Raw genomic sequence first — 24,849 nt, forward strand, 5'->3', positions numbered from 1 at the left:
AAAGGATGTTTATACCATATTATACTATATAATACTAAACACCAAAAAATATTATATACAGTACATTTATAGGTGCAATAAAACGAAAAGCTAATGAGCGTAGTCCATCTCATTAGCTTTAATATTTTTACTGTGAGATCATATTTTACATTAGTTTGGTTTATTTACCATTTATCATATCAATGAAACATTTCGTTGCGGTAGTATATTGATTTTACTGAGCTAGTTTCTTGAAGAACTTAATGCAAATCCTTCATAACCATTAGCAGCAATCTCACTGCACATTTCCCTGTAAACCCCGACACCACCTATATACATTGGGAATCCTCTCGCTTTTCCTTTGATATTGGCACCAGTATACCAAGAATCTGCTTTTGTCATTAGGGTGGTATCAGCTACTTCTCGACAATGCTTGCTCCACTCATTTTCCGCTTCAGTTTTTGCTTCAATCTCATCTACCTTATGTTTACTTAAGTATTGTATACAGTCAAATATCCATTCTACATGTTGTTCAATCGATATCGGCATATTACTTAAAACAGAAGGGCTTTCTGGGCCGGTAATCATGAACATATTTGGAAATCCGGTCGTGGACAAACCCAAGTAAGTTTTAACTGTACTGCCGTTCTCCCATTTTTCCTTTAATTCCACGCCATCTCTTCCGCGTATATCCATTTTAAATAACGGACCAGTCATCCCGTCATAACCAGTAGCAAATACAATCACATCAACGTCATATTCTTCTTCTGTAGTTTTGACTCCTTTTTCGGTTATTTCTGTTATTGGATGCTTTTTTACATCTACTAAATCGACATGGTCCATATTATATGTTTCATAGTAATTCGAATCGAGAATCTGTCTCTTCGTTCCCCAATAATAAGTTGGCAGCAACTTTTCTGCCGTTTCCGGATCTTTTACCGTTTCTTTTATTTTGGAACGAATAAATTCTGCAGCAGTTTCATTTGATTTTTCATTGATTAATAAATCGTCATATAGAAATAAATAGCCGCCTTCCTTCCACCTGTCCTCATATGCTTTTTGTCTTTCTTCAGGAGTATCATCTAAAGCAGACGGTTTTCTGACTTTATTGATTTGCCCTGTGGAAGATTCACGTAGTTCTTTTTTTAATTTATAAAAGTTATTTTTTACCTCGTCCACAAACTCTGGTTTGTATGGATGATTTCTTGCTGGGAAGCAATACTGTGGCGTACGTTGAAATACCGTTAAATGTTTCGCTTCTTCTGCAATAACAGGAATAGCTTGCACCCCACTAGATCCCGTGCCTATCACACCGACTCTTTTTCCAGTAAAATCTACCCCTTCATGAGGCCATCGACCAGTATGATACCAATCTCCCTTAAATGTTTCCAACCCTTTAAAATCAGGCACGTTTGAAGCGGAAAGACATCCGACGGCCGTGATAAAATATGTCGCGGTCACTTCTGAACCATCATCTTTACGTACATGCCACTGATTGGATTCTTCATTATATCGAGCTTGTTGTATAACCGTTTCAAATTCAATATCTCTTCGTAAATCAAGCTCATCAGCAACATAATTTAAGTAACGTAATATTTCTGGTTGTTCTGGATACCTGGAACTCCAGCTCCACCCCTTATAAAGCTCCTCTGAAAATGTATAATTATAATAAATACTAGCCGAATCACAGCGTGCTCCTGGATATCGATTCCAATACCACGTTCCACCAACACCTTCACCCTTCTCATACACTTTTACGGAATAGCCTGCTTCGCGTAAAATATAGAGCATATACATACCTGAAAATCCTGCCCCTACGACAACAGCATCAAAATCTGTTTCATTAGACTGTTTAGAATTCATTTTTTCAACCTCCCTCTTATAGTTAAAATTTAAAGACTTTCAACCTGTTTATTTGTTTCATTTAAAAATTGTGTAATGTTATTGATAGAACGTTTAATTCGATCCGGAAAAATGGCCATCGTAGTAAAATACCCATGCACTAATCCCTCTTCGATAATCGTTTCCACATTTACACCAGCTTCTTTTAGTCGTTTTGCATATGCTAATCCTTCATCTCTTAATACATCATTTTCTGCCACAATGACGTAGGCTGGAGGTAGATTGTTTAGATCATCCGCAATTAAAGGTGCTGCATACATATCCTGTTTATCGTTTTCGCTTGCGATATAGTGATCAACAAACCAAACCATTAAATTTTTATCTAAACCAAATCCTTTTTCAAAATCTTGATAGGACTTTGTATCAAATTTCATATCTGTTACCGGATAAATTAAAACTTGTGCAGAAATTGGAGGTCCATTTTGTTCTCTACTTTTTAAAGACATTGCTGCTGCAATGTTTCCACCAGCACTGTCTCCACCTACAACTATATTGGACGCAATTCCATTAATTGCCGCAGCATTCTCGCTTATCCATTTTAGTGCAGCATAAGAATCATTAATAGGAGTAGGATATTTATACTCCGGAGCTAGGCGATAATCAACCGAAACGACGATATGTCTTGTTTTATTTGCTATCATTCGACAGCTAGCATCGGATGTTGCAATATCCCCTAAAACCCAACCCCCACCATGGTAATATACAAAAATTGGAAATGGTCCTATTCCTTCCGGTGTATATATCCTAATATTAATTTCTCCACCATCTACCGGGATTACTTTGTCTTCTATATTAGCAAGTGGGGCAAGCTCTACTTCTACTGGGGGGGCTTGGTTCAGCATATCTCTAACTGCCTGCGGGTCCATTGTTTCAAGAGCTGGCAACTGGCTGAAAGCTTCTAAATGAATTTTTGATTCTTTACTTAAATTTGCCATACAACAGCTTCCTTTCTATTAATAGTTTGTACAATCTTGGACAACTAGTTTCTAGATTGTCTTATTCAAATATATGCCTAATAATATTTGAATATAACTATTTTTCAGATGTTAGTATGATAGTGAAAAGCATTGCATCGTATATGGAATAATTGTTATTATAGTGGGGGCGCGGTAGGTAGTATTTTGGTTAGCATCGGTGATAAACTTTAGAGAGTTTTTAGGGAATCATTTGAGGTTTAGGAATCGAATGGGAAGTAGTTGCCTTCTGACACCATTACTACTTCGTTGAATTTATATGATATTCTTTTTTTATTCCTTGAATTTCAAAGATTCCGTTTTGAAAAGTTCGTAACAACAATTGCTCAAAAGCGACAATTCAATAAAAAACCCTGCAAGCCTTATGCTTACAAGGGATAATAGGTCTTTATTGCTATTCCACTTCTGGTGCAACTACTTCTCCACTTTTCACAACCGAAGAAGCGGCAGCCAAATCAATTAAGACATCTACAATTTCCATTGGGTCATATTTCCCCATAGGATTTCCTTCAGACTCAGCGTTCAACGGATCGAACATATTAACTTGTATGTTGTTATCTTTCTCCTCTTCAGCAACGGACTTCATCAATGCTTCCACTGCTGCTTTACTTGCTGAATATGCTCCCATTCCATGCATAAAGAAATTTACCATACCTGAGGTGACAGAAATAATTTTACCGCTTTCACTTTTGCGTAGCATCGGTAGAAATGTTTTCGTTGCAAGAAATTGAGTCGTCAAATTTAAATCGAACATTTGCTGCCATTGTTGTAATGTCATTTCACCTATCGGTTCCATGGCATTGACTCCTCCAGCATTATTGACCAAAATATCCAACTTACCATCGGTTTTTTCTTGCAATATATCATACAAGTGTTTAACTTGTGTTTCATCTGTTAAATCTGCAGGGATGATGATTGCTTTATCTTTCCCTATTTCTTTTTCAACTTCTCGCAATTTTTCTTCGCGCCGGCCATTTAGTACAACAGTCGCTCCCTCTTTGGCGAAGGTTATTGCAATAGCACGACCAATCCCTGTGCCAGAACCGGTTACTAAAGCGATTTTTCCTGTTAATTTTCCCATTCTATGCTATTCCTCCTTTGGATGATTAGCTTTATTGTTCAAGGTTTTCATAACTTCTCGTTGTTCTATTAGTATACCACTAACAATTTTAAGTAAAAAATAATTGGATTCTGATATTTCAGAACGATTTTAGGGAAATAAATAAAGCATTACAGAAAAATGCTGCCCATCTATTATATGATAAGCAGCAGTTGTTATTATATATATACAGTTAAAGGTTTTCCAGAAACAACCTTATCACATCTGCTCCACCAATAAATGTTCCAAGCATACTACCGATGTTTGCTAGAACAACAACGAGCAATATTCGAGTGACATTATTTTTCCAAAATCCTTTCAGATGATGGGCATCGTCAGCCAGATTTTCGAAGTCCCTTACAAGCGGTTTACGAATAACAGCTTGTACTATTCCTGCGAACCATCCTGCAGCAATTAGTGGATTAAGAGAACTAATCGGTGCGGCGATGAATGCGGTAAGGATTGCCAACGGATGACCAAATGCGATCGCCGTACCAATAGCCGACAGCGTTCCATTCCAAAGCACCCAGCTAATCGTTTGCTGGAGACCGACTGCCGGATTTGTAATAAAAGTGTACACAATGGCAGTCAAAATTATTATAGGAATCACCCAAGCAATGACTTTTGGCACTTTGGATTTTGGAGGACGACGTGTCAGCCGTTTTAAATCATGATCCTTATAAATTTCAACTTTAATACCAGGAACATGCGCAGCACCAAGCACAGCAACGATTTTTTTACCGGGGGCTTTCCTGATTTTCTCCGACAAGTATTGATCTCGTTCATCCACCAACGGTTTCTTTAAATCCGGGAAACTCTCCGATAAATCTTGAAGCATCGTATCAAGCATATCCTGTGACTTCATTTTTTCCAATTCTTCTTCTGATATTGTATCATTCACAAAAATACTTCCAATAACCTGCATTAATAATTTCGCTTTTCCCCATATACTAACATTTCCCCAAATCCTCGAAAATGTCGTTTGAATATCACGGTCAGCAAGAACAAGACTTGCATTAATTTCTTTTGCAGAATCAATTCCTTGAATCATTTCTTGACCTGGATTAATACCAAATTGTTTAGCAATTCGTTTTTGAAAAGAAGAGATAACAAGATTCATTAAAAGTAGAGTTGCTTTTTTTTCTTTTATTACTTGAAATATATTCATTTCCTTCCATTTGTTACCCTCAACAATCGATTTATACCGTTGTTGATCCAACTCCACACAAACGGTATCTGGCTGTTCCATTTCAATTACTTCTCGTACTTGATCCGCACTTTGCTTTGAAACGTGAGCCGTACCTATTAATATAATTTCTTTATCATCAATATGAAGTCTCGTAATATTTTCCTCTGACATAATTTTCCTTCCTTATCACACATTGATCCATATACAGAATAAGTTATCGAACGATTATACAACAAGTATGTAGAACAGTTTCTTAAAATCAATTGTGATGAAAAAATTGTTAAACTACATTTAAAATTTTACCACGTTCATGGAAAATGTCTATCTATTCATTAATTACTCTTACTTTTAAATGTAACAATTTCTTAAAATAATCGTATCGTTTGTCCCTTTGCGAAAAAGTAGCTTTTCTTACCTTATAAACTTGCATCTTGTCGAGGCACTTTAAAGCAAAAATAATTATCCCTCTGTAATAACAGAGGAATATTGTCTCTTGAAGCGTACTCAGTTTTTTTATCAGGAGTTGAAGTCACCCGGTTGACGAGCGTTTTACTAATGGTGCATTTCTGACTTACTCATGCAGATTGCTCCACCGATGACGCGCGGTCCCGCGTTCTTCCAGTAAAGATGCGCGTTGTGCCATTGTTGACGCTCGTTTTTCATTTCCAGACGAATAATTCACTCAATCTTACTAAAAACTTTACATTTTGCCCTTATTCGATCTGAAATTTTCCTTTCTAACTTCGTCTGCATTCGTATCACTGTAAACATTCGTTCTGCGGCCCCCAGTTGTTTTCGCAATCATTGCTATTGCCTCATTGTATGATAGACCCGAACGTTGATTTTGTTCTTTTATTGCTTCTATATCTGTACCAACGATTGTATACTTTTCATTTTCAGTCATAATGAAACCCTCCATTCATGTTTTCTTTATCTTTCCTATAGAAGGGAGTTTTCATTCATATATGGCAAATAACCTGCCTATTTCATCGTTCAGAAATTCCTCATTTAACACTACTGTAATACTTTTTTGAACAACGCTTTAGAGTTTACTGCATAAAATAAAGTGGTATTAGAAATAGTAGAATGCTATCAATTCAAGGAGGTATGTGAAAATGAAGCCAATACGTCGCTGGAAAGAAAATAACCATCCCGTAAATCAGCTTAGGAATGAGTTGGGAGGGGCGTTTCAGCGTTTTGTTGATGACCCGTTTTTTGCCGGATCCTTATTGAACAAAGAAGGTGACTTGTACCCTCCCCTAAACGTAGAAGAAAAACCTGATCGGTATACAATCGAGTTAGAGGTACCAGGTATACTTTCCCAAGATATTGACATTATGGTAGAAGGCGGTATTTTAACAATTAAAGGTGAGAAACAAAAGGAAGAAACATCGGAAGATAAAGATAGAAAGATGCACGTTGTCGAACGGAGTTATGGTTCTTTTCAACGCTCCTTAACATTAGCAGATAACGCAAATACGGAAGAAATTAAAGCTGAATGCCAAAATGGTATACTTTATATTGATATCCCGAAGAATCCAAATGCTGAAACACGCCGCATCGAAATTAAAAATAAGGACAATAATTAGCGTATAGGAGGGGGTCCATCCCTCCTATTTTTTATTATAACGGATGTTTGCTTAATTAAAATTTAAATCCACTGCACAATTTCCTTTATATCCCGTCTCGTCTTCCCTCGTTTTGGGTCTTCTTTTCGGTATCCAAACGCAGCTAGAACAGAGGATCCATACTGACTCTTGTCCAATAGCCCTTCTTCTTCTAACAAGGTGTCCAGCTTTTGGGGATTAAAACCTTCCATTGGTGTAGAATCAATTCCAATCATTGCGGCAGCTGTTAGCATATTGCCAAGAGCGATATATGTCTGTTTGGCAGCCCAATCAAATAACGTGCGCTCACTTTTTAAAATATCCTTCTGTTCCTGAAATTTTTTATAATAACCGGATACTTCTTGTATGACGTCATCCGGCATTTTTTGTATATTTTTCATTAACTTAATAAGATAGTCGGAGTCATATTGAACATTTTTACGAGCAAGAATGATCATAAAATGACTGGCTGTTTTTAACTTTTCAACTGCTCCTGGGGCAACAGGCATTAGCTTTTCCCGTAGTTCTGGATTTTGCACTACGAGAAACTTCCATGGTTCAGAACCTAACGAACTTGGTGATAATCTACCTGCTTCCAGAATGAAATTGAAATCGTCTACTGATATTTTTCTGTTTTTATCATACACTTTTGTTGCGTGCCTGAAATGGTATGCTTCCATTATTTCTTCAATTTTTGTTTTTGTTAGATTTGCCATGATGTTTCATCCCTCTTTTAAGTATGTTATTTGTTATTAATTATTTGTCATCCCTTGGTTGTATACAGTCTGCTTTTATTTCAATGATTATACTTTAAGCCATTTCCTTTAAAATGATTCCCAACTTTTGCAGCTCATCCTCTGTTAAGGTGACACCCTTTCCCATCTTTTCCTTATTTGGTGCCCAATCTCTAAGATCATATTTTGGGTCCCGACCGTTCCAACTAATTAAGTTCACTTCCTTTGTCCATCCTTTTGGAGATTCGGACAAAATACCGACATGTTGGATAATTTCATATTTGATTTCTGCCATATAATCAGCCCCTTTAACCCAATCATATCATTACGTGATAAGTTATTGCTTCTATTTTGTACGGAATCAATTTTCATTTTCTAAATCCTTGTTTTACAAAAAGATCAAGTAAATACGAAAAAGCAGCACATCATTTCAGATAGATGTACTGCTTTTAATAATATTTTATTTTTTATCGCGGTGTGTAATGATTAACAACGACGGCATAAGGATCCCACGGATGATGAAGGTATCCAGTAAAATACCAAAAGCCATACTAAATCCGAATAAAAATAACTCTTGAATTGGCTGTGTCATTAATACAGCAAATGTGGCAGCCAAAATCAAACCGGCTGAAGAAATGACACCGCCCGTTAACGTCACCCCTTGGGCAACCGCTTCTTTCCAAGGTAAATGATGCGCCATTTCTCTAATTCTTGAAACGAGCATAATATTGTAGTCCACACCAAGTGCTACCATAAAGACAAATGTGTAAACAGGTAAACGGTAACTGATTGAATCATAGCCCATCAAATGCTCAAAGATCCACCAGCCGAAACCTAACGTTGCTCCGTATGATAGTAAAATGGTTCCTACCATTAAAACAGGCATCAAGATTGATCGTGTCTGGAACCCTAAAATAAGCGTAATAAGCACAATGACGATCGAAAACAAGAAAATTGTATCGCGTTTATTCATTTCTCTTACGTCCAGCTGCTGCGCTGTCTGACCACTATAATGCAAGTCATAGCCAGCCGAAAAACCACTGGACTGTAACAAATCCTCTTCCGAGTCGCGTAATTCATCAATTGTATCCAATGCTTTTGGATCATACGGATTACTGTCCAGCGTTAACTGTAGTTTAATCGCCTTGTTATTTTCGGACAGAAAATCGTTCGGTATCCCTTCCTCTCCTTTGATTATCTCTTTGGATAATTTTGGAGAAACGGAATTGACATTGGCGTTTTTTTCTAGATTATCTGTCAAATTAGAAACTTGATCCAAAAACTTTTCATCAGCATCGATTTGCTTATTCGATTTCAAAATAACATGAACTGGTGCCAATTGCCCTGCCGGATAATGGGATTCGAGTAATTCAAAACCAGCCCTTGATGACATGTCTTCCGGAAAGGACTTTAACTGATTAAACGAATAATCAATTGTCGTTATATTGAAAGTTCCAATACCGAGTGTAATTATTAAAATAACCCCAAATACGATTGGATGCTTTTTTGCCAGATTTCCAATTCCACCCCAAAATCTATGCTTTTGTTTCGGACCCTTTTCCACTTTTGGAATCGATGGCCAAAATGCCTTTCGCCCCATAATGGCAAATAGACTTGGGATGAGAGTCAGTCCGGCAATTAAAATAAAGACAACTGCAATCGAAAACACAGGTGCAAATGCATGATACGGTTCAAAAACGGTAACAAACAACGTAAGCATAGCAATGAAAATCGTTCCGCCACTGAAGAAAATCGGTTCAGATACATGATGAATCGCTTCAGACATGGAAGCGTATTTTGAATCCTGTTTTTGCAGTTCTTCCCTGTACCTTGAAAAAACAAATAAACTGTAATCCGTAACAACGGCGAACAATAGAACAAGCATAATGGATACAGCTGAACTATCAATATCAAACCATCCATACTTGCCAGCAATTCCTAGTACTCGATCGACAACACCATAGACTAGACCTGCAATAATAAGCGGTGTAATCGCTAGTATCGGAGACCGATAAATAGCAATCAAAATAATGAAAATGAGTACTATCGTCCCTATCATTAAAACGAAATCTCCATTTTTGAACAAGGAAATTGTATCCGCAGATATGCCGGCAGGACCGGTAATTTCAAAGTCGATTCCTTTCAAATCCAGCTTCTCAACTTTAGCCGTTATTTGGTCCAATGTATCATGTATCGCATCCGAATCAAGACCTTCTTTTAATGTCGTGTTAAACAGAAGCGTCGTCATATCATCTGAAAACATTTTGTCTTGAATCTCTTTGGGAAACTCATGATAAGGTAAAGCACTTGCAATGTTCTCCGGTTTATCATCGGAAGTAAACCATTTGCTCAGTTTGCTTATTTCTTCTCTGTCTTCTTCCGAAATCTTGCCTTTACGGTGAAATACAAGTAAGGCACTTAACCCATCATCTGATGGGAATGCTTCCTCTTTCAGCTGCTGCGCAACTTCCGACGGCATATCTTGAGAAATGCTTACTTCTGCGCTGTTTTGTTCATAATCCTTTGCGGAGGGGGCAAGCAAACTTAATGCGATAACAGCAACAATCCATAGACCAAGCGTAACCTTTACCCCTTTTTTACTGCTTGTATACTTTACGATTTTTCTTACAACATTAAGCATTCTATTCATCACCTTTTCAAGATTCTATAAATATAGAATAAGCTTTGAATGTGAATAGAGAATGAACGGAATGTTGCAATAGCAATGCATGTTTTATATATAGCAGCATTTTATTGGGTTTATTTTACCAATTATTTTCATCCTTTGCCTTCTTTATCTATTCCCTTTAAAATGGTCTAGAAAGGAGTTTAGATACACATATGAAAGATCAACTACCTAAAAATATAAAAGAATTACTAAATAACAACCAAAAAGATGCGCATAAGAAATTTGAAACATTTATTCACCAAAGTGGCTATGTACCTCCAAAACAAGAGCTGTTGATAGATGCCATTTCAGCACTTGGCATGTGGAAAAACATCTTATTAAAAGGCCCGACCGGGACGGGAAAAACTAAATTCGCTGAAACACTTTCCTATTTATTCCATCAACCAATGTTTAGTATAAATTGTTCAGTGGATCTCGATGCAGAAAGTTTAATGGGGTTTAAAACATTAACATACAAAGATAACAAACAGCAAATTGAATTTATTCCTGGGCCGGTTACAACCGCAATGAAGGAAGGAACCTTTCTCTATATTGATGAGATAAACATGGCTAAACCAGAGACATTACCACTCATCAATGGTGCGCTGGATTACCGAAGAACGGTTACCAATCCTTTTACAAACGAGGTCATTACTGCTGACGAAGGATTCAATGTCATTGCTGCCATTAATGAAGGTTATGTTGGTACCGTCCCGCTAAATGAGGCATTGAAAAATCGTTTTATTGTCATCGACGTGCCCTACATTGGGGGCGAACAGTTGCGGAATTTAATCGAATCCGATACAAATCTAACAGATAATGCAACAATAGATTTATTTGTAAAATTGTCTGCAGATCTTATTCATGCCGTTGATCAAGGTAAAATGGCGGAAGATGCTGCCTCCATTCGGGCATTGCTTGACGCATGTGATTTAAGTACTCTCATTCCGCCCATACGTGCCATTCGCAGAGCGATTGTTGATAAATTGGATGAAGAACGAGAAAGAGAATTAGTAATGAACATAGCGGAAACACTTTTCTAGGGGGTGTATGCTACATGAAGCCTAACCAATGGATAGACACATCAGTAGATACCGGACTTTTTTTACAATTACAGGACTTGACAACGATACTTAGTGGTCAACCAGATTTCCATTTTGAATTTGATTACGGGTCTACCATTGATATTTTTGCTAAAAAAGTAACAGGCAGTCGCTACTGGGATACGTTAAACGAACCGCATAAAATAGCAGGATATAAAACTGATCTTTTTTTACGAACGATTGGAACATTCCATCTTTCGCAAATTAAAGATCTACAAACCTTTTTACAAAAGATGCGCACCACTTCCATTTCTAAGTTTGCATCCCAACTTGTGACACTGCTGGAGGATTTACGGCTGGAGGAGTTGATAAAACAGGAAAGGCCAGGGACAAAGAAAGACTTTTCCCGTCGCAAAGCTTTTTTGCGTCACTTTTTCGAAACACAATTAGCTGCAAATGTAACGAGAAGCGCTGCTTTAGATGAATTATTTTGTCTTATTTACTTAACCTTACAAGCAAATCAGCCTGATCCGTTATTTCCGAAGGCGAATAAAGTGCAACTTGATCGACTGGAAACGATCAAAACGCATATCCAAGCATTGTTTGAAGCACAAAGTACAAGTGATGTAATTGGTATCGTTGAAAAAGTAACATTTCAATTAGAGCCATTATATAAGGACCTTGTAAACGACTATTTTACATTTCCGATTTATGATGTTAATAAGATTACGCATAATACATTATTCGATGAATTAACCCGTACCGATGCGTTAGCAAATGATGATCAGGAAGATGTTGATGAGGATAACAATGAATACATCGATGAACGCTTTTCCACATGGCACCGGGAAAATGAGAACAGTGACCGGAAACAAACCCTTTTGCAATTTGAGCTAGATGTTGGAACAAAAACAAACCTTATGGGTGGTGAAGCTAGAGAAACAGAAGAGGCTGACCAGGCGCTAGGGTCTGTTCAGGGTACATCAGGAAAAAGTGATAAAAATGATTTTTCCGAACTAGAAACCCTTGAAAAAAAGAAAGAAAATAAAGGTACGCAGAAACGAAGGAATACGGACCGTATGGATAATCAATACGCTGTTGCTATCGACAAAGTGGCAAAAGCCCCAACACTGGAAGATGAGTATGTTTATAAAAATATTGTCCAAACAATTGAGCCGTATAAACGTAAATTAACAACAACGATTGAAAAAACACTTGAACATAAACGAAACGATCCACAGCAAAACTTGATGATTGGTCGCTTATCTAAAAAAATTCTACCGTTAATTATTGATGAAAACCCGAGAATCTTTTATAAAAAAACAAATGAAGCGAAAGAAATAGATGCTGTTTTTACCTTGCTTGTTGACTGCTCCGCTTCCATGTTTCAAAAAATGGAAGAAACAAAGCGAAGTATTATTCTGTTTCATGAAGTGCTAACCAAATTAAAAGTACCTCATTCCATTGTTGGGTTTTGGGAAGAAGCCAATGAAGTCACGGAAAATTACCAGCCGAATTACTTTCATATCATCCGTTCTCATAGCGATTCCTTTTATAAACAAGACGGTGCAAAAATTATGCAATTGGAACCGCAGGAAGATAACCGCGATGGCTTCAGCATTCGGCATGTAACGAGAACGTTGACAGCTCAAAAGGAAAAAAATAAATTTTTACTCGTATTTTCCGATGGAGAACCAGCAGCAGCGAATTATGATCAAAACGGGATTATCGATACAAATGTCGCTGTTTCCGAAGCCCGAAAAAAAGGGATCAATGTCATCGGCATGTTTTTAGCAAATGGGGAAATTGATGAAAGAGAACGTGCAATGATGAAAAATATATACGGAAAAGAAAAATTAATGATCCCCGCTGTTTCTGAACTACCAGCGCATTTCGCCCCTTTATTAAAGAAATTATTGCTCAGAACGATCTAGCTTTTAATAGTTAGGGGAAAACAATGCGGACACATTTTAACTTGAGAGCGCAGGCTTAAGGGCTACAGTGCAATTTCCCCTTAGAGCCCATCAGTAATCCCAAGTAAAATAATACCGAGCACCACTATAGCAATCATCGCATACTGTTTTTGGGACATGATTTCTTTCAAAAAGATCCGGGATAAAATAACAGAAAAAATACAATACGATGCAATAAGCGGCGCGGCAATTATCGCATTTCCTGCCATGGCAAAAACATAAAAAAACTGACCGGTAGTTTCAAGTATTGCAGCTATTCCTCTATCCCGTTGTTTAAAAATCATGAACTGCTCTTTCTTGATCACTTTTATGTAAAAGTAACATAAAACAGCACAAATGAAAAATGTAAATTCATAAGCAAGTAGCGCCGCATCTTCGCTGATTAGCTTTAACTCATCTAAATAAATGCCATCAGCAAAAGTACCCAATCCATCTATAAGACTGTATAAAACAGGAAATATAATCGCGAGTATTCCGATTTGATACTTTTTATCTACTATTTTATTACTTGATTGCAAGGCTTCCGTTTCTTCCTTCTTCTCCAATGCCGCAAGCCCGACGACGCCAATCGTAACAATGATAATACCCGATATATCAATAACACTCATCTCTCGCGGAAAAAACAAGTAAAGTAAAACAGCGCTGACAGCACCGGATGAATTCTGAACAGGAGCCGCAATCGATAATTCAATATAGCGCAAGCCGATATAACCAATCGTCATCGATAAAATATACATGAATGAAACGGGAAAATAGCGGACCATGTCAAAGGGATCAAACGTAATATCCTTAATGATCATGTACAGCACTGCATGGATTCCCATCACAAGACCTACCATAACAACAATCTTCAAGTGACTGAGCTTATCATTACTGTTAGAACCCTTTTTATAAAAAAGATTAGCTGCACCCCAGGCCAGTGCAGTGATAATTGAAAATATAAACCACATTTGCTGTAATCCTCCGTATGTAAATTAACTAGTTTAAATCTTAATAACCATTATAATTCTATCATGTAGCGGAAGATTAACACCATTTATTTTTTTATATGGCTATTAACTTTTATTATTTGTACGTATTTCCGTCCATCCTATAATACGTTATTCTCTCATTTATCGATTCATACATTTTCTCTACGCCAACGGATGAAGCATCAAAAATATGAGCACTTTCCTTAGAAATACCGAAAGACTCAGCTTCTGCCGCAACATCCATATTTGCACCCATGAAAATAAACTCCCAATTGAAATCTTTTTGCTGCTCACTAATAAGCTCTTGTACATTCTGATAAGAAAATTCACAACTGGAATTTTCTAAGCCATCTGTTGTAATAACAAAAATCACTTTTTCTGGTACTGCGATTCTATCCTTTTTAATCTTCCGTTGTCTCACGTCTAAAATTGTTTTTCCAACAGCATCCAATAATGCCGTCATTCCTCTAACATAATATTCCTTCTCGCTTAGCTTTACTTTTGAAGCGTCTACGCCATTCCACAATATTTCATACCTATCATCGAATAAGACTGTTGTGAGAATTGTTTTCCCTGGAAGCTGTGATTGTTTTTCAATAAATGCATTGAAACCTCCGATTGTGTCTTGCTCCAGCCCGGACATTGAACCACTTCTGTCCAATAAAAATATAATTTCTGTAGTTTGTTTATCCATCAAAATCATCCTCTCTAGAATATCTGTTATAATAATAACCGAATTCATTCACGTAATGGTCGCCTGCTAAGCGACATTTAGGGAGGGTAGCATATGTTGAACAGTAAAACTTTGATGGAATTAAGATTATACATAAAGGAACATCAAGAAAGCCTTGTCTTGGAAATGAAAGAAGAAGTACTGGAAAGTTCATATAGTATAAAAAATAATGAACTGGAAGACTATATCCGGCTTCATCAACAACCTACTCTTCAACAGGTACTGTTTCAGTTTATCGATTCAAAAGGGGAAAGTGATGTGAAAATCTATAAAAAAGCCGGACTGGATCGTAAACATTTTTCAAAGATCCGATCCAATTCAAACTACCGCATTAGTAAGAACACGGCCACCGCTCTTGCCTTGGCTCTTGAATTAAACAGAAAAGAAACAGAAGAACTTTTATCCGCTGCGGGCTTTACTTTATCAGACAGCGATACGGGCGATTTAATCATACAATTTTGTTTGGAGAACAATATTTACAACATTCATGAGGTCAATTATGCCTTAGAGTATTTTAAAGTGAAACCTTTGACTGTGACACATGAATAATATCATGAAGGTTTATTTTTACAGACTAAAATAATTCAGGAGATAAACTTTGAGGTATTTTAATTTAAAGCATCTGACAAGTATGCACGGATGATGATAAAGTAATGGAAAAAATAGATTAAATAATGCAGAATTAAAATGAGAACATATGATCTATTTTTGTTGTTTATTGATCTACCTATGTGCTAGAATACTAATAGTAACTACAATAGTATAGTGGGCGGTTGGCCATCTTCCTTTGAGAAGGGAGGTGGTAGAATGACGGCATTCGAGGCACTTAGTTTAGTAGCGCAATTTAGCTTATCGCTGATTGCGATACTAACATTAATCGTAACCATTGTCGTTTTTTTAAATAATAAAAAGAAGTAACCGCCCCACGACCAATGGATGATGGTTACTTCAAATGCAATAACAGCAATTTGGTCAGCCGCTCTTTATGCGGTCTGTAGTTGCCGGTACCAGGTAGTTAACGCTACTTGGTACCTATTTCTATTATAAGTATAATTTGAATCAAATATACTGTCAATGAAATAATTCTTTATTAAGTGGAACAACTCAAAATATAATTTCCACAAAACAAACGTTCTCTTTTGTGTCACTATAAATATAGATATACTAAAATAATTACAGCAACTACAATAGTATAATGGGCGGTTGGCCATCCCCTAATGAAGGGGTGATAGAACGACGGCATTCGAGGCACTTAGTTTAGTTGCACAATTCAGCTTATCGCTAATTGCAACATAAACATTAATCGTAACCATTGTCGTTTGTCTAAATACAAAAAAGTAACCGCCCATCGTCCAATGGTTAACGGTTACTTCTTTAGAAGAAAAACACCGATTTGGTCAGCCGCTCTTTATGCGGTCTGTAGTTGTCGGTACCGGGCAGTCGGAGCTACTCGGTACCTTTTTCTATTATAAGTATAATTTGAATGAAATATACTGTCAATGATTGATCAACTTTCCCCATCCAATGATTACGTTAAATGACTTCAACATTTTTATTAATCTGACTCCCGTGTGATCGGAAGGGAACTGATTCTGACACTTCTCTTTCCAAGGACATGTTCTTTACATTATATTTATAGATCACATTTTAGCTAACAGCTATTTTAAAAAACTACTTAATAAACTCCTTACAGAATTTATTAAGTTAGATTGTCCATTCCATTCTGCTTACAAGCAAGTTACGTGTAAGTTCTCCTGTCATATTGAACACCTGTAAATTAAATTCAGGGTTAACCTTGTCCGAATAATTATGCCACTCTTCAGCTATATATTTTAAATCAGCCGCTCTAATCAAAGCCACATCAGTATCTTCCTCTGAAAAGGCCTTCAATTTTTGCGCTTGAGCAACAGCCTCTTTCGTGTATTCATCAACAATTATTAGAAACAGGGTCACTCTCATTTCATCGGAACGGATATATCTGAGGAATTGATTAAAGTGATTCTCGGGAAATGTATAAGGTTTTTCTGTGCTCTTATTATCCCATAAAATGGATTCCGTAGAGCTGAAATGCAACTTTCCATCTGCATGTCTTGTTCCTTTCATATCCACTAATTCCAATCCAAGTTTCTTTTGAAATATATAACGAGTTGCTTCTTCGAAATAATTTTCGACCTCTATGTCCCTGCTAATGATTTTATTTATGCGTAATGCCTTATAGTCTCTTGCAGCAAGTTCTTCATAAAAGTCATAAAGCCTAGACTTTTCATCTGTCGGGTCAGATAGATTGGGAGTAGATAACTTTTCATAGTAATCAATGATGTTACGAATTTTTTCTTCTTTTGAACCACTGATTTTTGCGCCTTCAAGATTCCTTAATATATCAGTTAGTTGGGCCGTTCCAAATGTGTTAAGGGCAGTAGATGGCAAAATGTTATGTATAATAATACGATCAATCAAATCCTGTTTTCTTCCACCAACGTTAACTTCAAGTTTATCCAATACTTCTCTTAGCTGACTAACATTTAAATTATCAAGCAATGTTTTATAAACTTCATTTCTCAATTCTCCACCCATCCCATAGCGGAGAGTGCGTTCTATTTCTTTTGGTATAATGTAAAATGAAGCTTCTTCTCTAAATCTTAAAATAAGCCCTCTTGTTTGTAAATTTATCAACGATTTTCCGATTTGTTGAGTCGAATGTAGTTTATTTCCTTTCTGAGGGAAACGCCCTATGCGGCTTTCCAGTAAATAATGGTCACGTTTGGAAAGTTTAAGTTCATTTCTTAAAACATTTAAAATGTTAATCTCATGGGCATTTAATGAATCGCCTTTTTTCCAGGCTTCGGTTAACACAGCACTATAAATTCTTTTGGCATCTGGGGAAATTGCCTTTTCAACATAATCTTCGTCATTACTTTGCTTTAAAATATCTGTTTCCAATTCTTCAACCATTTTAAATAATTCGGTTTCACTTAAAATATACCCTTCCTGTTCCATGATGCTCATTAAAATCATTTCGTTCAACAATGCCACATCTCTTGTCTCATCATTAAAATTCAAGTGGCGAATAACACGTTCTTTGTTTTGGAATTCTTCAATATTTCGCAGAATAAGATCTCTCATCTCTTCTTCGGTATCCATGCGAACATCTTTTAAAAAACTGTCTACGATTCTTCCTAAATATAATTTCGACATCTTAGGTAAAATATCTTGTAAATACAATAACACCCCTCCAAATTTAATAAAGATCTTTTCTATGTAGGTAATTACAACCATTATATCAGAATTAATATTACTTTCTAATAATAATCATTAATTCCTTAAACAGCTCTATTAGAATTTAATAGTGGATGAATACTTTTTTAGTAATACTTCTTCGTTGCTTTTTTCATCCAATACACATAGAATGATATATTGTTCGCTTGTGACTTTCAGTTTAAAGCACAGCACAATTAACCTCATTATAAATGGAAGAGATGTTCATTAATAAAATGCTAAAACCTACTATTATATCTATTTCAATGGCAACGGTCATGGCCGGGGCCGCTATTTCACCTGCTCTTGGACTTATTGCGAAGGCGTTTCCTGATGCAAGTCCGACGACGATTAAACTAATCTTAACAGCACCCTCTTTAATGATTATTCCTTTTTCTTTTTTATCAAGTTATTTAACGTCAAAATTAACGAAACGCACCATTATTATGATTGGACTAGCAATCTACTTAATCGGGGGAATTGTCCCGCAGTTTGTGCCAACGATTGAATTGCTATTAGCACTCCGTTTACTCTTAGGTGCCGGCGTAGGACTCTTGATGCCTTTGGCCATGTCATTAATCAATGACTATTACACCGGGAAAGAACGAACGAAAATGATGGGCTATAATTCTGCCTTTAGTAATTTTGGTGGAATTATTACGATGTTATTAGCGGGGTGGCTTGCCACATTTGGCTGGCGCATTCCTTTTAATGTCTATTTCTTAGGGTTGTTTATCTTTATTCTCGTTTTTCTATTTTTGCCAAAGGGAGAAATCCAAAAGCCACCGCAGCATGAAGGGAAATCAAAGGTGCCACTCGCTGTTTACGGTTATGCACTAGCAATGGGTGGAATTATGTTAGCCTATTATTCTATTGCAACAAACATGGCACTCTATTTGGAACAAAATAATTTAGGGGGAGCTGCTCTTGCTGGAACTGTCGTTGCATTTACTACGGTTGGTGGTATGATTACGAGTTTGCTTCTTGTTCAGATTGAATTAACATTTAAGAAGCTCGTTATCACTGTTATGCTTTTTGGAATGGGAATTGCCTTTCTTATGTTAACATTCACAAATAGTGTGCCAGTTGTAATGCTCAGTGTTTGTTTGGTTGGATTTGGACAAGGGTCATTATTTCCAATCATCGTTATTAAGACATTGGATCAGGTGCCCGTATATCAATCTGACCGAGCTGTAGACCTAACATCGAGTTTTACCTTTTTAGGTCAGTTTTTATCACCCATTGTACTTGATAGTATAGGAAGAATTGCTAATAGTCCTTCCATCCGATTTCAATACGGCACGCTTGCTACTGCAATCTTCATCATTGTATTAGTTAGTACATTGTATATATTACGACCTAATCAACGAGTGTAGTCAGTCAATAAGTGTACGCTGAATAGAGCTTATCGTCTATTTAATTCCTGAACTTGTTGAATTAAGCAACAAATATAACAGGTAACCATTTCGACTTTAATTATTGTTCCATTACATCGCTAGGACCATGATAAGCTTTCATGTCAATGATTTTTCCCGACTCGTTAAATGTCATCACGTCGATACAATTAATCCGAATGGTTTGCCCTTCATCTTTCATAAAAATCGTGAATGCCATAGCTGCAGCGTTACTGTGCGACCCACGGATCGGTGCTGCAAGTTCAAGTTTATCGACAAGTGTAACAGCTAATTCATAAAAAGCTGTAATTGCTTCTATACCTTCTACAATTTTTCCGCCTCCAACAGGGTCTTCAATTTTTGCGTTGTTGGCAAATAATGATATTAGAGCCTTTGCGTCTTTTTGATTGAAACCATCAATGTATCGTTGCATTGCTTTTTTCATAATCGATTCTTCAGGCATGTCAAACCCCACTATTCCCATTTTATTTTAGTTATGTTTTACATTAAACATAACTCATTGCTAATTACAATCTTAACACTAATTATTTCCTCTGCCGGATTTCTGCAGCTGTCATTTCTTTTATATCATCTCACCTCCCCAGTATTTCCCTCGTTTTATTGAGAATTTCCTCATCTTTTAACCGAAATTTAAATTCTACCCGACGGGAATTCTCTGCACTATACTCTCCTTGATCATCCGTACGAAAGTCTGAAAAGGATTTGCTGTTTACGGTTAATTTTTCTTCCAAATTATTTTGAATATGCCTATATGGGAACTCATCGCTTAATATATATGATGCGACGCTGTAAGCTCGCTCTTGAGCAAGCTCCAAATTATACAAATACGTTCCATCGCGATCCGTATGCCCTTCAATAATGATTTCCGCAATATACTCTTCATAGCCGCTTCCGAGCAATGTATCAAGGTATTTAGGCACAAACGCATCCAAAAACTGAAACGATGTTGGTTTTAATTTTGCTTTATCGTATTCAAATAATATTTCTGTATTGAATATGATGGCACCTGTTTTATCATCTACTTCGATTTCCAGTTCGGAATCACTGAATTCGTCTTTCAAATCACTTACGAGCTGTTCACGAACACCCATAATTTGATCAATTGTTCGTTTCATTTCTTCTATTTGCAATGATTTAATAATCATCATCGCGATAAATATTAAAATAAAGCATAATAAAATAACCGTTAACAAATCCGTAAAAGATGGCCAGAAGTGTCCTTCATCTTGGTCATTTTTAAAAAGGCGGCGATATTTAGTACTCATTTTGATTCAGCCTAATATTTGAATTGCGGTTCGCGGCCTGTTGACTGACCGTATTTAATTGCCGGTTTAACATTTGGATTTCTCGGCTTAGTTCTTGTAATATTTGTTGCATATACCTGAAATTTGCTTGTTGCATATCTTCGGACAAACGGCCTAACTCTTTAAACTCTCTATTTAATCCTTCGGTTGTCATTTCCACGGAATCATTGATGCTTCGTACGACTCTGTCCAGTCTATCGCCTAGTGTTCCTTCCAGTACGTCGACATGCTTGGTAAGTGCGTCTTTCAGCAGACTGATATGTGAGCCTATCTGATTTTCCTGTTGTTTAGATGTGTGATTCATGTGTGAAATCATCGTATTCATTTCGCTGAGCAGTTGGCTATTTTTTAAGCTCATCTGTTCATACGTTTGACTTGCATCGTGCAATTGTTTTTCAAAATTCCTTGATTCATCGGCATGCGACTTTAAATGATTATTGAATGACCGGTTAAATTCTTTTAGTTCATCGAAACGATCAGATAACAAATGTTTGTATTCTGCTTGTGTTTGATTAATAATATCCAATGCTTCCGGAAGTCCTTTGATAGCATTTTCCAGCATGTCAAAGTCTTTGGATAACTCGCTTAAATTAGAAACGATACCGGCTAATTGTGAGCTTAAATTGCCTCCAAAAACGTTTTTAAATTCTTTGTTATGTTCCCCCATTTTTTCCACCAAGTCACTACTTTTGTGGTTCATTTTCTGGAAAGAATCCTGTAACGATTGCTGTGTCTCTACAATGGATAGAATAAATTCCTTCAATTCTTCAACAGATGTTTCGAACTGCGCTAATGTGTTCACTTGAGCATTCGCCACTTCTTTTATATTTTCATGTGTATGCTCCATTGCTTTTACCATTCGTTCGTTTTTTCCATCTACTTTTTTAAAATAAGAAAATAATGTATCAAAGTTTTTGTTCAGTTTTGTTGTCGACGCGCCAAATCCATCTGTCACTTCCTTCATATGGTTAAATAATTCCTGAAACTGCTGCAGATTTTCCGAAAGGCCCTCATTAAAAAGCGCCAAATCTTTTGCGGACTGCTGTAGTCCGGTTGTATATTCTTGGAAACCGGAAAATGCCTGTACGATCGCTCCCAACGACTGCTCGTTCGTTTCCTGTAGTCCAAGAATCGAGTAATTAATTGTTTCCGACACCTCAATTAGACGACCAATACTGCCTTCTTCATTGCCTTCGAAATTGGATTCAACTTTCAACATAATATCCGTGAGCATATATTCCGTATTCAGCAATTTAATTATTACGGTCATTATAAGAGAGAGTCCCATCCCGACTATGCTTGTGTAAAAGGCTATATCAATACCTGCGAGTACTGCCGCGACATTCTCAACTAGCTGTTCTCCTGTCGTATTAATACTGCTTAGAGAAATCGTCAAACCGATAAACGTACCAAGCACACCGATTATAATAAATACGGACACGGTCATTTGAATAATTTTAATTAAACTTACAACCGGCACACCAAACAACCGCCATCCTGAAAATTTTTCCTGGACAAAGGTTTCCGGCCTTACGGATTCCGATTGCTGCCGTTCATTAAATTGTTTCTCAAAATCGTTCAACGGATCAATATCCATCCGATTCGTTTCCTTCAAGTAATTTCGAATATTTTTCAACCTATTGAACAGTGCTATATGAACGAATAGAGCTACAAAAAAAGTAACGAATAAAATTATGAAAATAAATTCAATCATTGGATTCGATAAAATAGCCTCTACCTTTGCTTTACTCGTAAATATTCCTAAGATTAATTCAACCATGATTGTCCCCCCATCTGAAGGTATTGGCAACCGGATGTTACTTACATGTGAAAGTGCTGCAACCTACTTTCTTTACTTCATAGTTATTCAAAGGTTGGACAAATCATGTTATGTAAATCAAGCCACTGGGAAAATAATAACATTACAGTTTATGAAATTTAATACGACCTTTCCAATGAGGAATATCCTCATGTACGCTCGATAAAACAGACAGTTATTCGTAGCATATCTCTTGGAAGCAAATATCTGCCAATTTTAGTAAACTTCGTATATGATGAACTGTATAGAAATGATCTGCAATAGGCCGTATCGAATAAAATTTGTTCCAAATACATACTGCTAACACAACGTATTGTAATTATTCAACTAAAGAAGGTGAACGTATGGAAGAATTTGCTCTCATCAGTATTGTTGTAATACTCGGACTTGGCACCTTTTCCCAGTGGCTTGCCTGGCGCATCCAGTGGCCGTCCATCGTTATCATGTCCATTGCCGGTTTGTTAATTGGCCCTATACTTGGGCTCATCAACCCGCAAGAAGCCTTAGGAAGCTTGTATAGTCCACTTATTTCTCTGGCAGTGGCGGTTATTCTATTTGAAGGAAGCTCAAGTCTCGATATTCGCGAAATTAAAGGAATATCCAAATCGGTCTTTCGGATTGCAACCGGAGGAGCGTTTCTAGCTTGGATACTCGGTTCGCTTGCCGCTCATTTTATTGCCGGGTTAAGTCTGGAAATATCCTTTATTATTGGCGGTTTATTTGTCGTCACCGGGCCAACCGTAATTATCCCTTTATTAAGAAACGCAAAACTAAAACCAAGAACAGCTGCTGTATTAAAATGGGAAGGTATTATTGTTGATCCGGCAGGCCCATTGCTTGCCCTATTTGCATATGAAGTAATTAAAGTATTAACGAACGAACATCTTGCAATCGAATATTTGTTGCAATTTTTCGGCGGAGCATTGCTTGCTGCCGTTCTTGGCTATATAACCGGGTTAATCATCAGTATTATGGCAAGTAAAGGGTTGTTCCCGGAATATTTAAAATCACCAATTATCCTTGCTCTCGTGCTCATTTGTTTTACATTGGCCGAGGTCGTGATGCATGAAACGGGGTTACTCGCGGTGACTGTATTAGGACTAACACTAGGTAGAACAAAAAAATATGTTTCATCCATCGGAAATGTGAGCCATTTTATTGAAAATGTTTCCGTTTTGCTTACATCTACCGTGTTTATTTTACTCACTGCTTCCTTGGCGAAAGAAACGATTGCACAAGTTTTCACTCTGCCGATTATTGGCTTTGTACTAGCAATGCTGTTTATTGTTCGCCCAATATCCATATGGTTGCCTACAATTGGCACCGAATTGACAAATGCAGAAAAAACTTTGATAGGCTGGATTGCACCGAGAGGAATAGTCGCACTAACAGTTGCCGGTTATTTTGCTTCCACATTGATGAACGATGGTTATGAAGGTGCGTCGATATTAATGACGCTTACTTTTGCACTTGTATTTATTACTGTATGTGCACATGGCTTCACCCTTGGACCGCTTGCCAGAAAACTTGGACTCGCCAATAAAGAATCTCCGGGTGTCCTCATTGTCGGTGCAAGCAGTTTTTCCATCGCTTTAGCAGAACAATTAAAGAAAATGGGAAATCCCGTACTGATCGCCGATTCTTCGGCAGGCCGTCTTCACTGGGCCAGAAAAAAAGAGATAGACACGTATTTTGGAGAGATTTTAGCAGAGCATGCACAGTACGAAACAGACCTTACTCCCTACGATACGATACTAGCAATGACGGGTGATTCATCGTACAATGCACTTGTTGCCCAATCATTTGCTCCGGAATTCGGCTACAATCATACATTTTCACTACCGGCTCCTGAGTACTATCACACCGATCAATCCGAGCTGCCTTTATCAAGAAGGGCACATTTATTATTTGAGGAGAAAGCTGTATTTACTGAATTAAACCGAAAAATCAACACAACATATACAATAAAGGAAATCGAAGTCAATCAAAAGGATACAATCACGAAGGACAAGTTACCTGAGGATTCTACGCCGCTATTTATCAAAAAAAAGAACAACAGCATTGTTTTTGTTTCTTTGCGTAGGAAAATGACTCTGGGCGAAGGAGATACGCTTGTAGTTTTAAAAGAAAAAAATAATTCTACCGTTGTAAACAATTAAAAAACAAGTAAAAACGGGAGTATGG

At 37.0% G+C, this 24,849-nt stretch carries 21 protein-coding genes; 7 read left to right on the forward strand and 14 right to left on the reverse strand.

Features of this window, described 5'->3' with window-relative positions; all coding sequences use genetic code 11:
• Window positions 1-222: 222 nt before the first annotated feature.
• The 5 genes from ACLIBG_RS02515 to ACLIBG_RS02535 all read right to left on the reverse strand — a co-directional run bounded on the left by ACLIBG_RS02515 (window position 223) and on the right by ACLIBG_RS02535 (window position 6,047).
• Window positions 223-1,842 carry a flavin-containing monooxygenase gene (locus tag ACLIBG_RS02515; RefSeq protein ID WP_439311136.1) on the reverse strand — a complete coding sequence of 540 codons (1,620 nt, stop codon included), beginning with the start codon at window positions 1,840-1,842 and terminating at the stop codon, window positions 223-225.
• A 29-nt stretch (window positions 1,843-1,871) separates the two neighbouring features.
• Complete coding sequence (locus ACLIBG_RS02520; protein ID WP_439311137.1) at window positions 1,872-2,816, reverse strand: alpha/beta hydrolase; 945 nt, start codon at window positions 2,814-2,816, stop codon at window positions 1,872-1,874.
• A 433-nt stretch (window positions 2,817-3,249) separates the two neighbouring features.
• Complete coding sequence (locus ACLIBG_RS02525; protein WP_439311138.1) at window positions 3,250-3,936, reverse strand: SDR family NAD(P)-dependent oxidoreductase; 687 nt, start codon at window positions 3,934-3,936, stop codon at window positions 3,250-3,252.
• A 211-nt stretch (window positions 3,937-4,147) separates the two neighbouring features.
• Window positions 4,148-5,314, reverse strand: a complete 1,167-nt coding sequence (locus ACLIBG_RS02530) for a TraB/GumN family protein (protein ID WP_439311139.1) — start codon at window positions 5,312-5,314, stop codon at window positions 4,148-4,150.
• A 529-nt stretch (window positions 5,315-5,843) separates the two neighbouring features.
• Window positions 5,844-6,047 (reverse strand): hypothetical protein, encoded by a 204-nt coding sequence (locus tag ACLIBG_RS02535; protein ID WP_439311140.1) that lies wholly within the window; start codon window positions 6,045-6,047, stop codon window positions 5,844-5,846.
• A gap of 211 nt (window positions 6,048-6,258) precedes the next feature.
• On the opposite strand from ACLIBG_RS02535, the gene ACLIBG_RS02540 reads away from it, so the two are divergent.
• Window positions 6,259-6,732, forward strand: coding sequence for an Hsp20/alpha crystallin family protein (locus ACLIBG_RS02540; protein WP_439311141.1), 474 nt, complete (start codon window positions 6,259-6,261; stop codon window positions 6,730-6,732).
• 62 nt (window positions 6,733-6,794) lie between these two features.
• Here ACLIBG_RS02540 and ACLIBG_RS02545 read toward each other — a convergent pair whose 3' ends face one another.
• From ACLIBG_RS02545 to ACLIBG_RS02555, 3 genes are all read right to left on the reverse strand, one after another.
• Window positions 6,795-7,466 carry an NAD(P)H-dependent oxidoreductase gene (locus ACLIBG_RS02545; protein WP_439311142.1) on the reverse strand — a complete coding sequence of 224 codons (672 nt, stop codon included), beginning with the start codon at window positions 7,464-7,466 and terminating at the stop codon, window positions 6,795-6,797.
• 94 nt (window positions 7,467-7,560) lie between these two features.
• Window positions 7,561-7,779, reverse strand: a complete 219-nt coding sequence (locus ACLIBG_RS02550; protein WP_439311143.1) for a YdbC family protein — start codon at window positions 7,777-7,779, stop codon at window positions 7,561-7,563.
• Between the two features lie 165 nt (window positions 7,780-7,944).
• Window positions 7,945-10,125 (reverse strand): MMPL family transporter, encoded by a 2,181-nt coding sequence (locus tag ACLIBG_RS02555; RefSeq protein ID WP_439311144.1) that lies wholly within the window; start codon window positions 10,123-10,125, stop codon window positions 7,945-7,947.
• Between the two features lie 200 nt (window positions 10,126-10,325).
• On the opposite strand from ACLIBG_RS02555, the gene ACLIBG_RS02560 reads away from it, so the two are divergent.
• Together ACLIBG_RS02560 and ACLIBG_RS02565 are read left to right on the forward strand one after the other, a co-directional pair.
• Window positions 10,326-11,195 (forward strand): ATP-binding protein, encoded by an 870-nt coding sequence (locus ACLIBG_RS02560; RefSeq protein ID WP_439311145.1) that lies wholly within the window; start codon window positions 10,326-10,328, stop codon window positions 11,193-11,195.
• A 14-nt stretch (window positions 11,196-11,209) separates the two neighbouring features.
• On the forward strand, window positions 11,210-13,129 hold the full coding sequence (locus ACLIBG_RS02565) for a vWA domain-containing protein (RefSeq protein WP_439311146.1): 1,920 nt from the start codon (window positions 11,210-11,212) through the stop codon (window positions 13,127-13,129).
• Window positions 13,130-13,209: 80 nt separating this feature from the next.
• Here the strand turns inward: ACLIBG_RS02565 and ACLIBG_RS02570 are convergent, their stop codons facing one another.
• Window positions 13,210-14,118 carry an EamA family transporter gene (locus ACLIBG_RS02570; RefSeq protein ID WP_439311147.1) on the reverse strand — a complete coding sequence of 303 codons (909 nt, stop codon included), beginning with the start codon at window positions 14,116-14,118 and terminating at the stop codon, window positions 13,210-13,212.
• A 115-nt stretch (window positions 14,119-14,233) separates the two neighbouring features.
• Entirely contained in the window at window positions 14,234-14,833 is a 600-nt protein-coding gene (locus ACLIBG_RS02575) for a vWA domain-containing protein (protein WP_439311148.1), read from the reverse strand.
• A 93-nt stretch (window positions 14,834-14,926) separates the two neighbouring features.
• Between ACLIBG_RS02575 and ACLIBG_RS02580 the strand changes: the two genes are divergently transcribed.
• Both ACLIBG_RS02580 and ACLIBG_RS02585 read left to right on the forward strand, forming a co-directional pair.
• Window positions 14,927-15,421, forward strand: a complete 495-nt coding sequence (locus ACLIBG_RS02580) for a hypothetical protein (protein WP_439311149.1) — start codon at window positions 14,927-14,929, stop codon at window positions 15,419-15,421.
• Between the two features lie 258 nt (window positions 15,422-15,679).
• Window positions 15,680-15,790, forward strand: a complete 111-nt coding sequence (locus tag ACLIBG_RS02585) for a putative holin-like toxin (protein ID WP_439311150.1) — start codon at window positions 15,680-15,682, stop codon at window positions 15,788-15,790.
• A gap of 786 nt (window positions 15,791-16,576) precedes the next feature.
• Here the strand turns inward: ACLIBG_RS02585 and ACLIBG_RS02590 are convergent.
• Window positions 16,577-18,094: an SAP domain-containing protein gene (locus ACLIBG_RS02590; RefSeq protein ID WP_439311151.1), complete on the reverse strand. Its 1,518-nt coding sequence runs from the start codon at window positions 18,092-18,094 to the stop codon at window positions 16,577-16,579.
• Between the two features lie 269 nt (window positions 18,095-18,363).
• Here ACLIBG_RS02590 and ACLIBG_RS02595 point away from each other — a divergent pair, with 269 nt between their 5' ends.
• Window positions 18,364-19,503 carry an MFS transporter gene (locus tag ACLIBG_RS02595; RefSeq protein ID WP_439311152.1) on the forward strand — a complete coding sequence of 380 codons (1,140 nt, stop codon included), beginning with the start codon at window positions 18,364-18,366 and terminating at the stop codon, window positions 19,501-19,503.
• A gap of 100 nt (window positions 19,504-19,603) precedes the next feature.
• On the opposite strand, the gene ACLIBG_RS02600 is transcribed toward ACLIBG_RS02595, so the two are convergent.
• The 3 genes from ACLIBG_RS02600 to ACLIBG_RS02610 form a co-directional block, all read right to left on the reverse strand.
• A complete protein-coding gene (locus tag ACLIBG_RS02600) occupies window positions 19,604-19,984 on the reverse strand; it encodes a nuclear transport factor 2 family protein (RefSeq protein WP_439311153.1) in 381 nt (126 codons plus the stop codon).
• Window positions 19,985-20,114: 130 nt separating this feature from the next.
• Complete coding sequence (locus tag ACLIBG_RS02605) at window positions 20,115-20,807, reverse strand: OmpA family protein (protein WP_439311154.1); 693 nt, start codon at window positions 20,805-20,807, stop codon at window positions 20,115-20,117.
• A complete protein-coding gene (locus tag ACLIBG_RS02610; RefSeq protein ID WP_439311155.1) occupies window positions 20,797-22,626 on the reverse strand; it encodes a MotA/TolQ/ExbB proton channel family protein in 1,830 nt (609 codons plus the stop codon). The genes ACLIBG_RS02605 and ACLIBG_RS02610 overlap by 11 nt, the downstream gene beginning before the upstream one ends.
• A gap of 383 nt (window positions 22,627-23,009) precedes the next feature.
• Between ACLIBG_RS02610 and ACLIBG_RS02615 the strand changes: the two genes are divergently transcribed.
• Window positions 23,010-24,824 (forward strand): cation:proton antiporter, encoded by a 1,815-nt coding sequence (locus ACLIBG_RS02615; protein ID WP_439311156.1) that lies wholly within the window; start codon window positions 23,010-23,012, stop codon window positions 24,822-24,824.
• The last annotated feature ends 25 nt before the right edge of the window (window positions 24,825-24,849 follow it).

The organism is Virgibacillus sp. W0181 (assembly GCF_051846915.1).
Lineage (GTDB): Bacteria > Bacillota > Bacilli > Bacillales > Amphibacillaceae > JBPYCR01.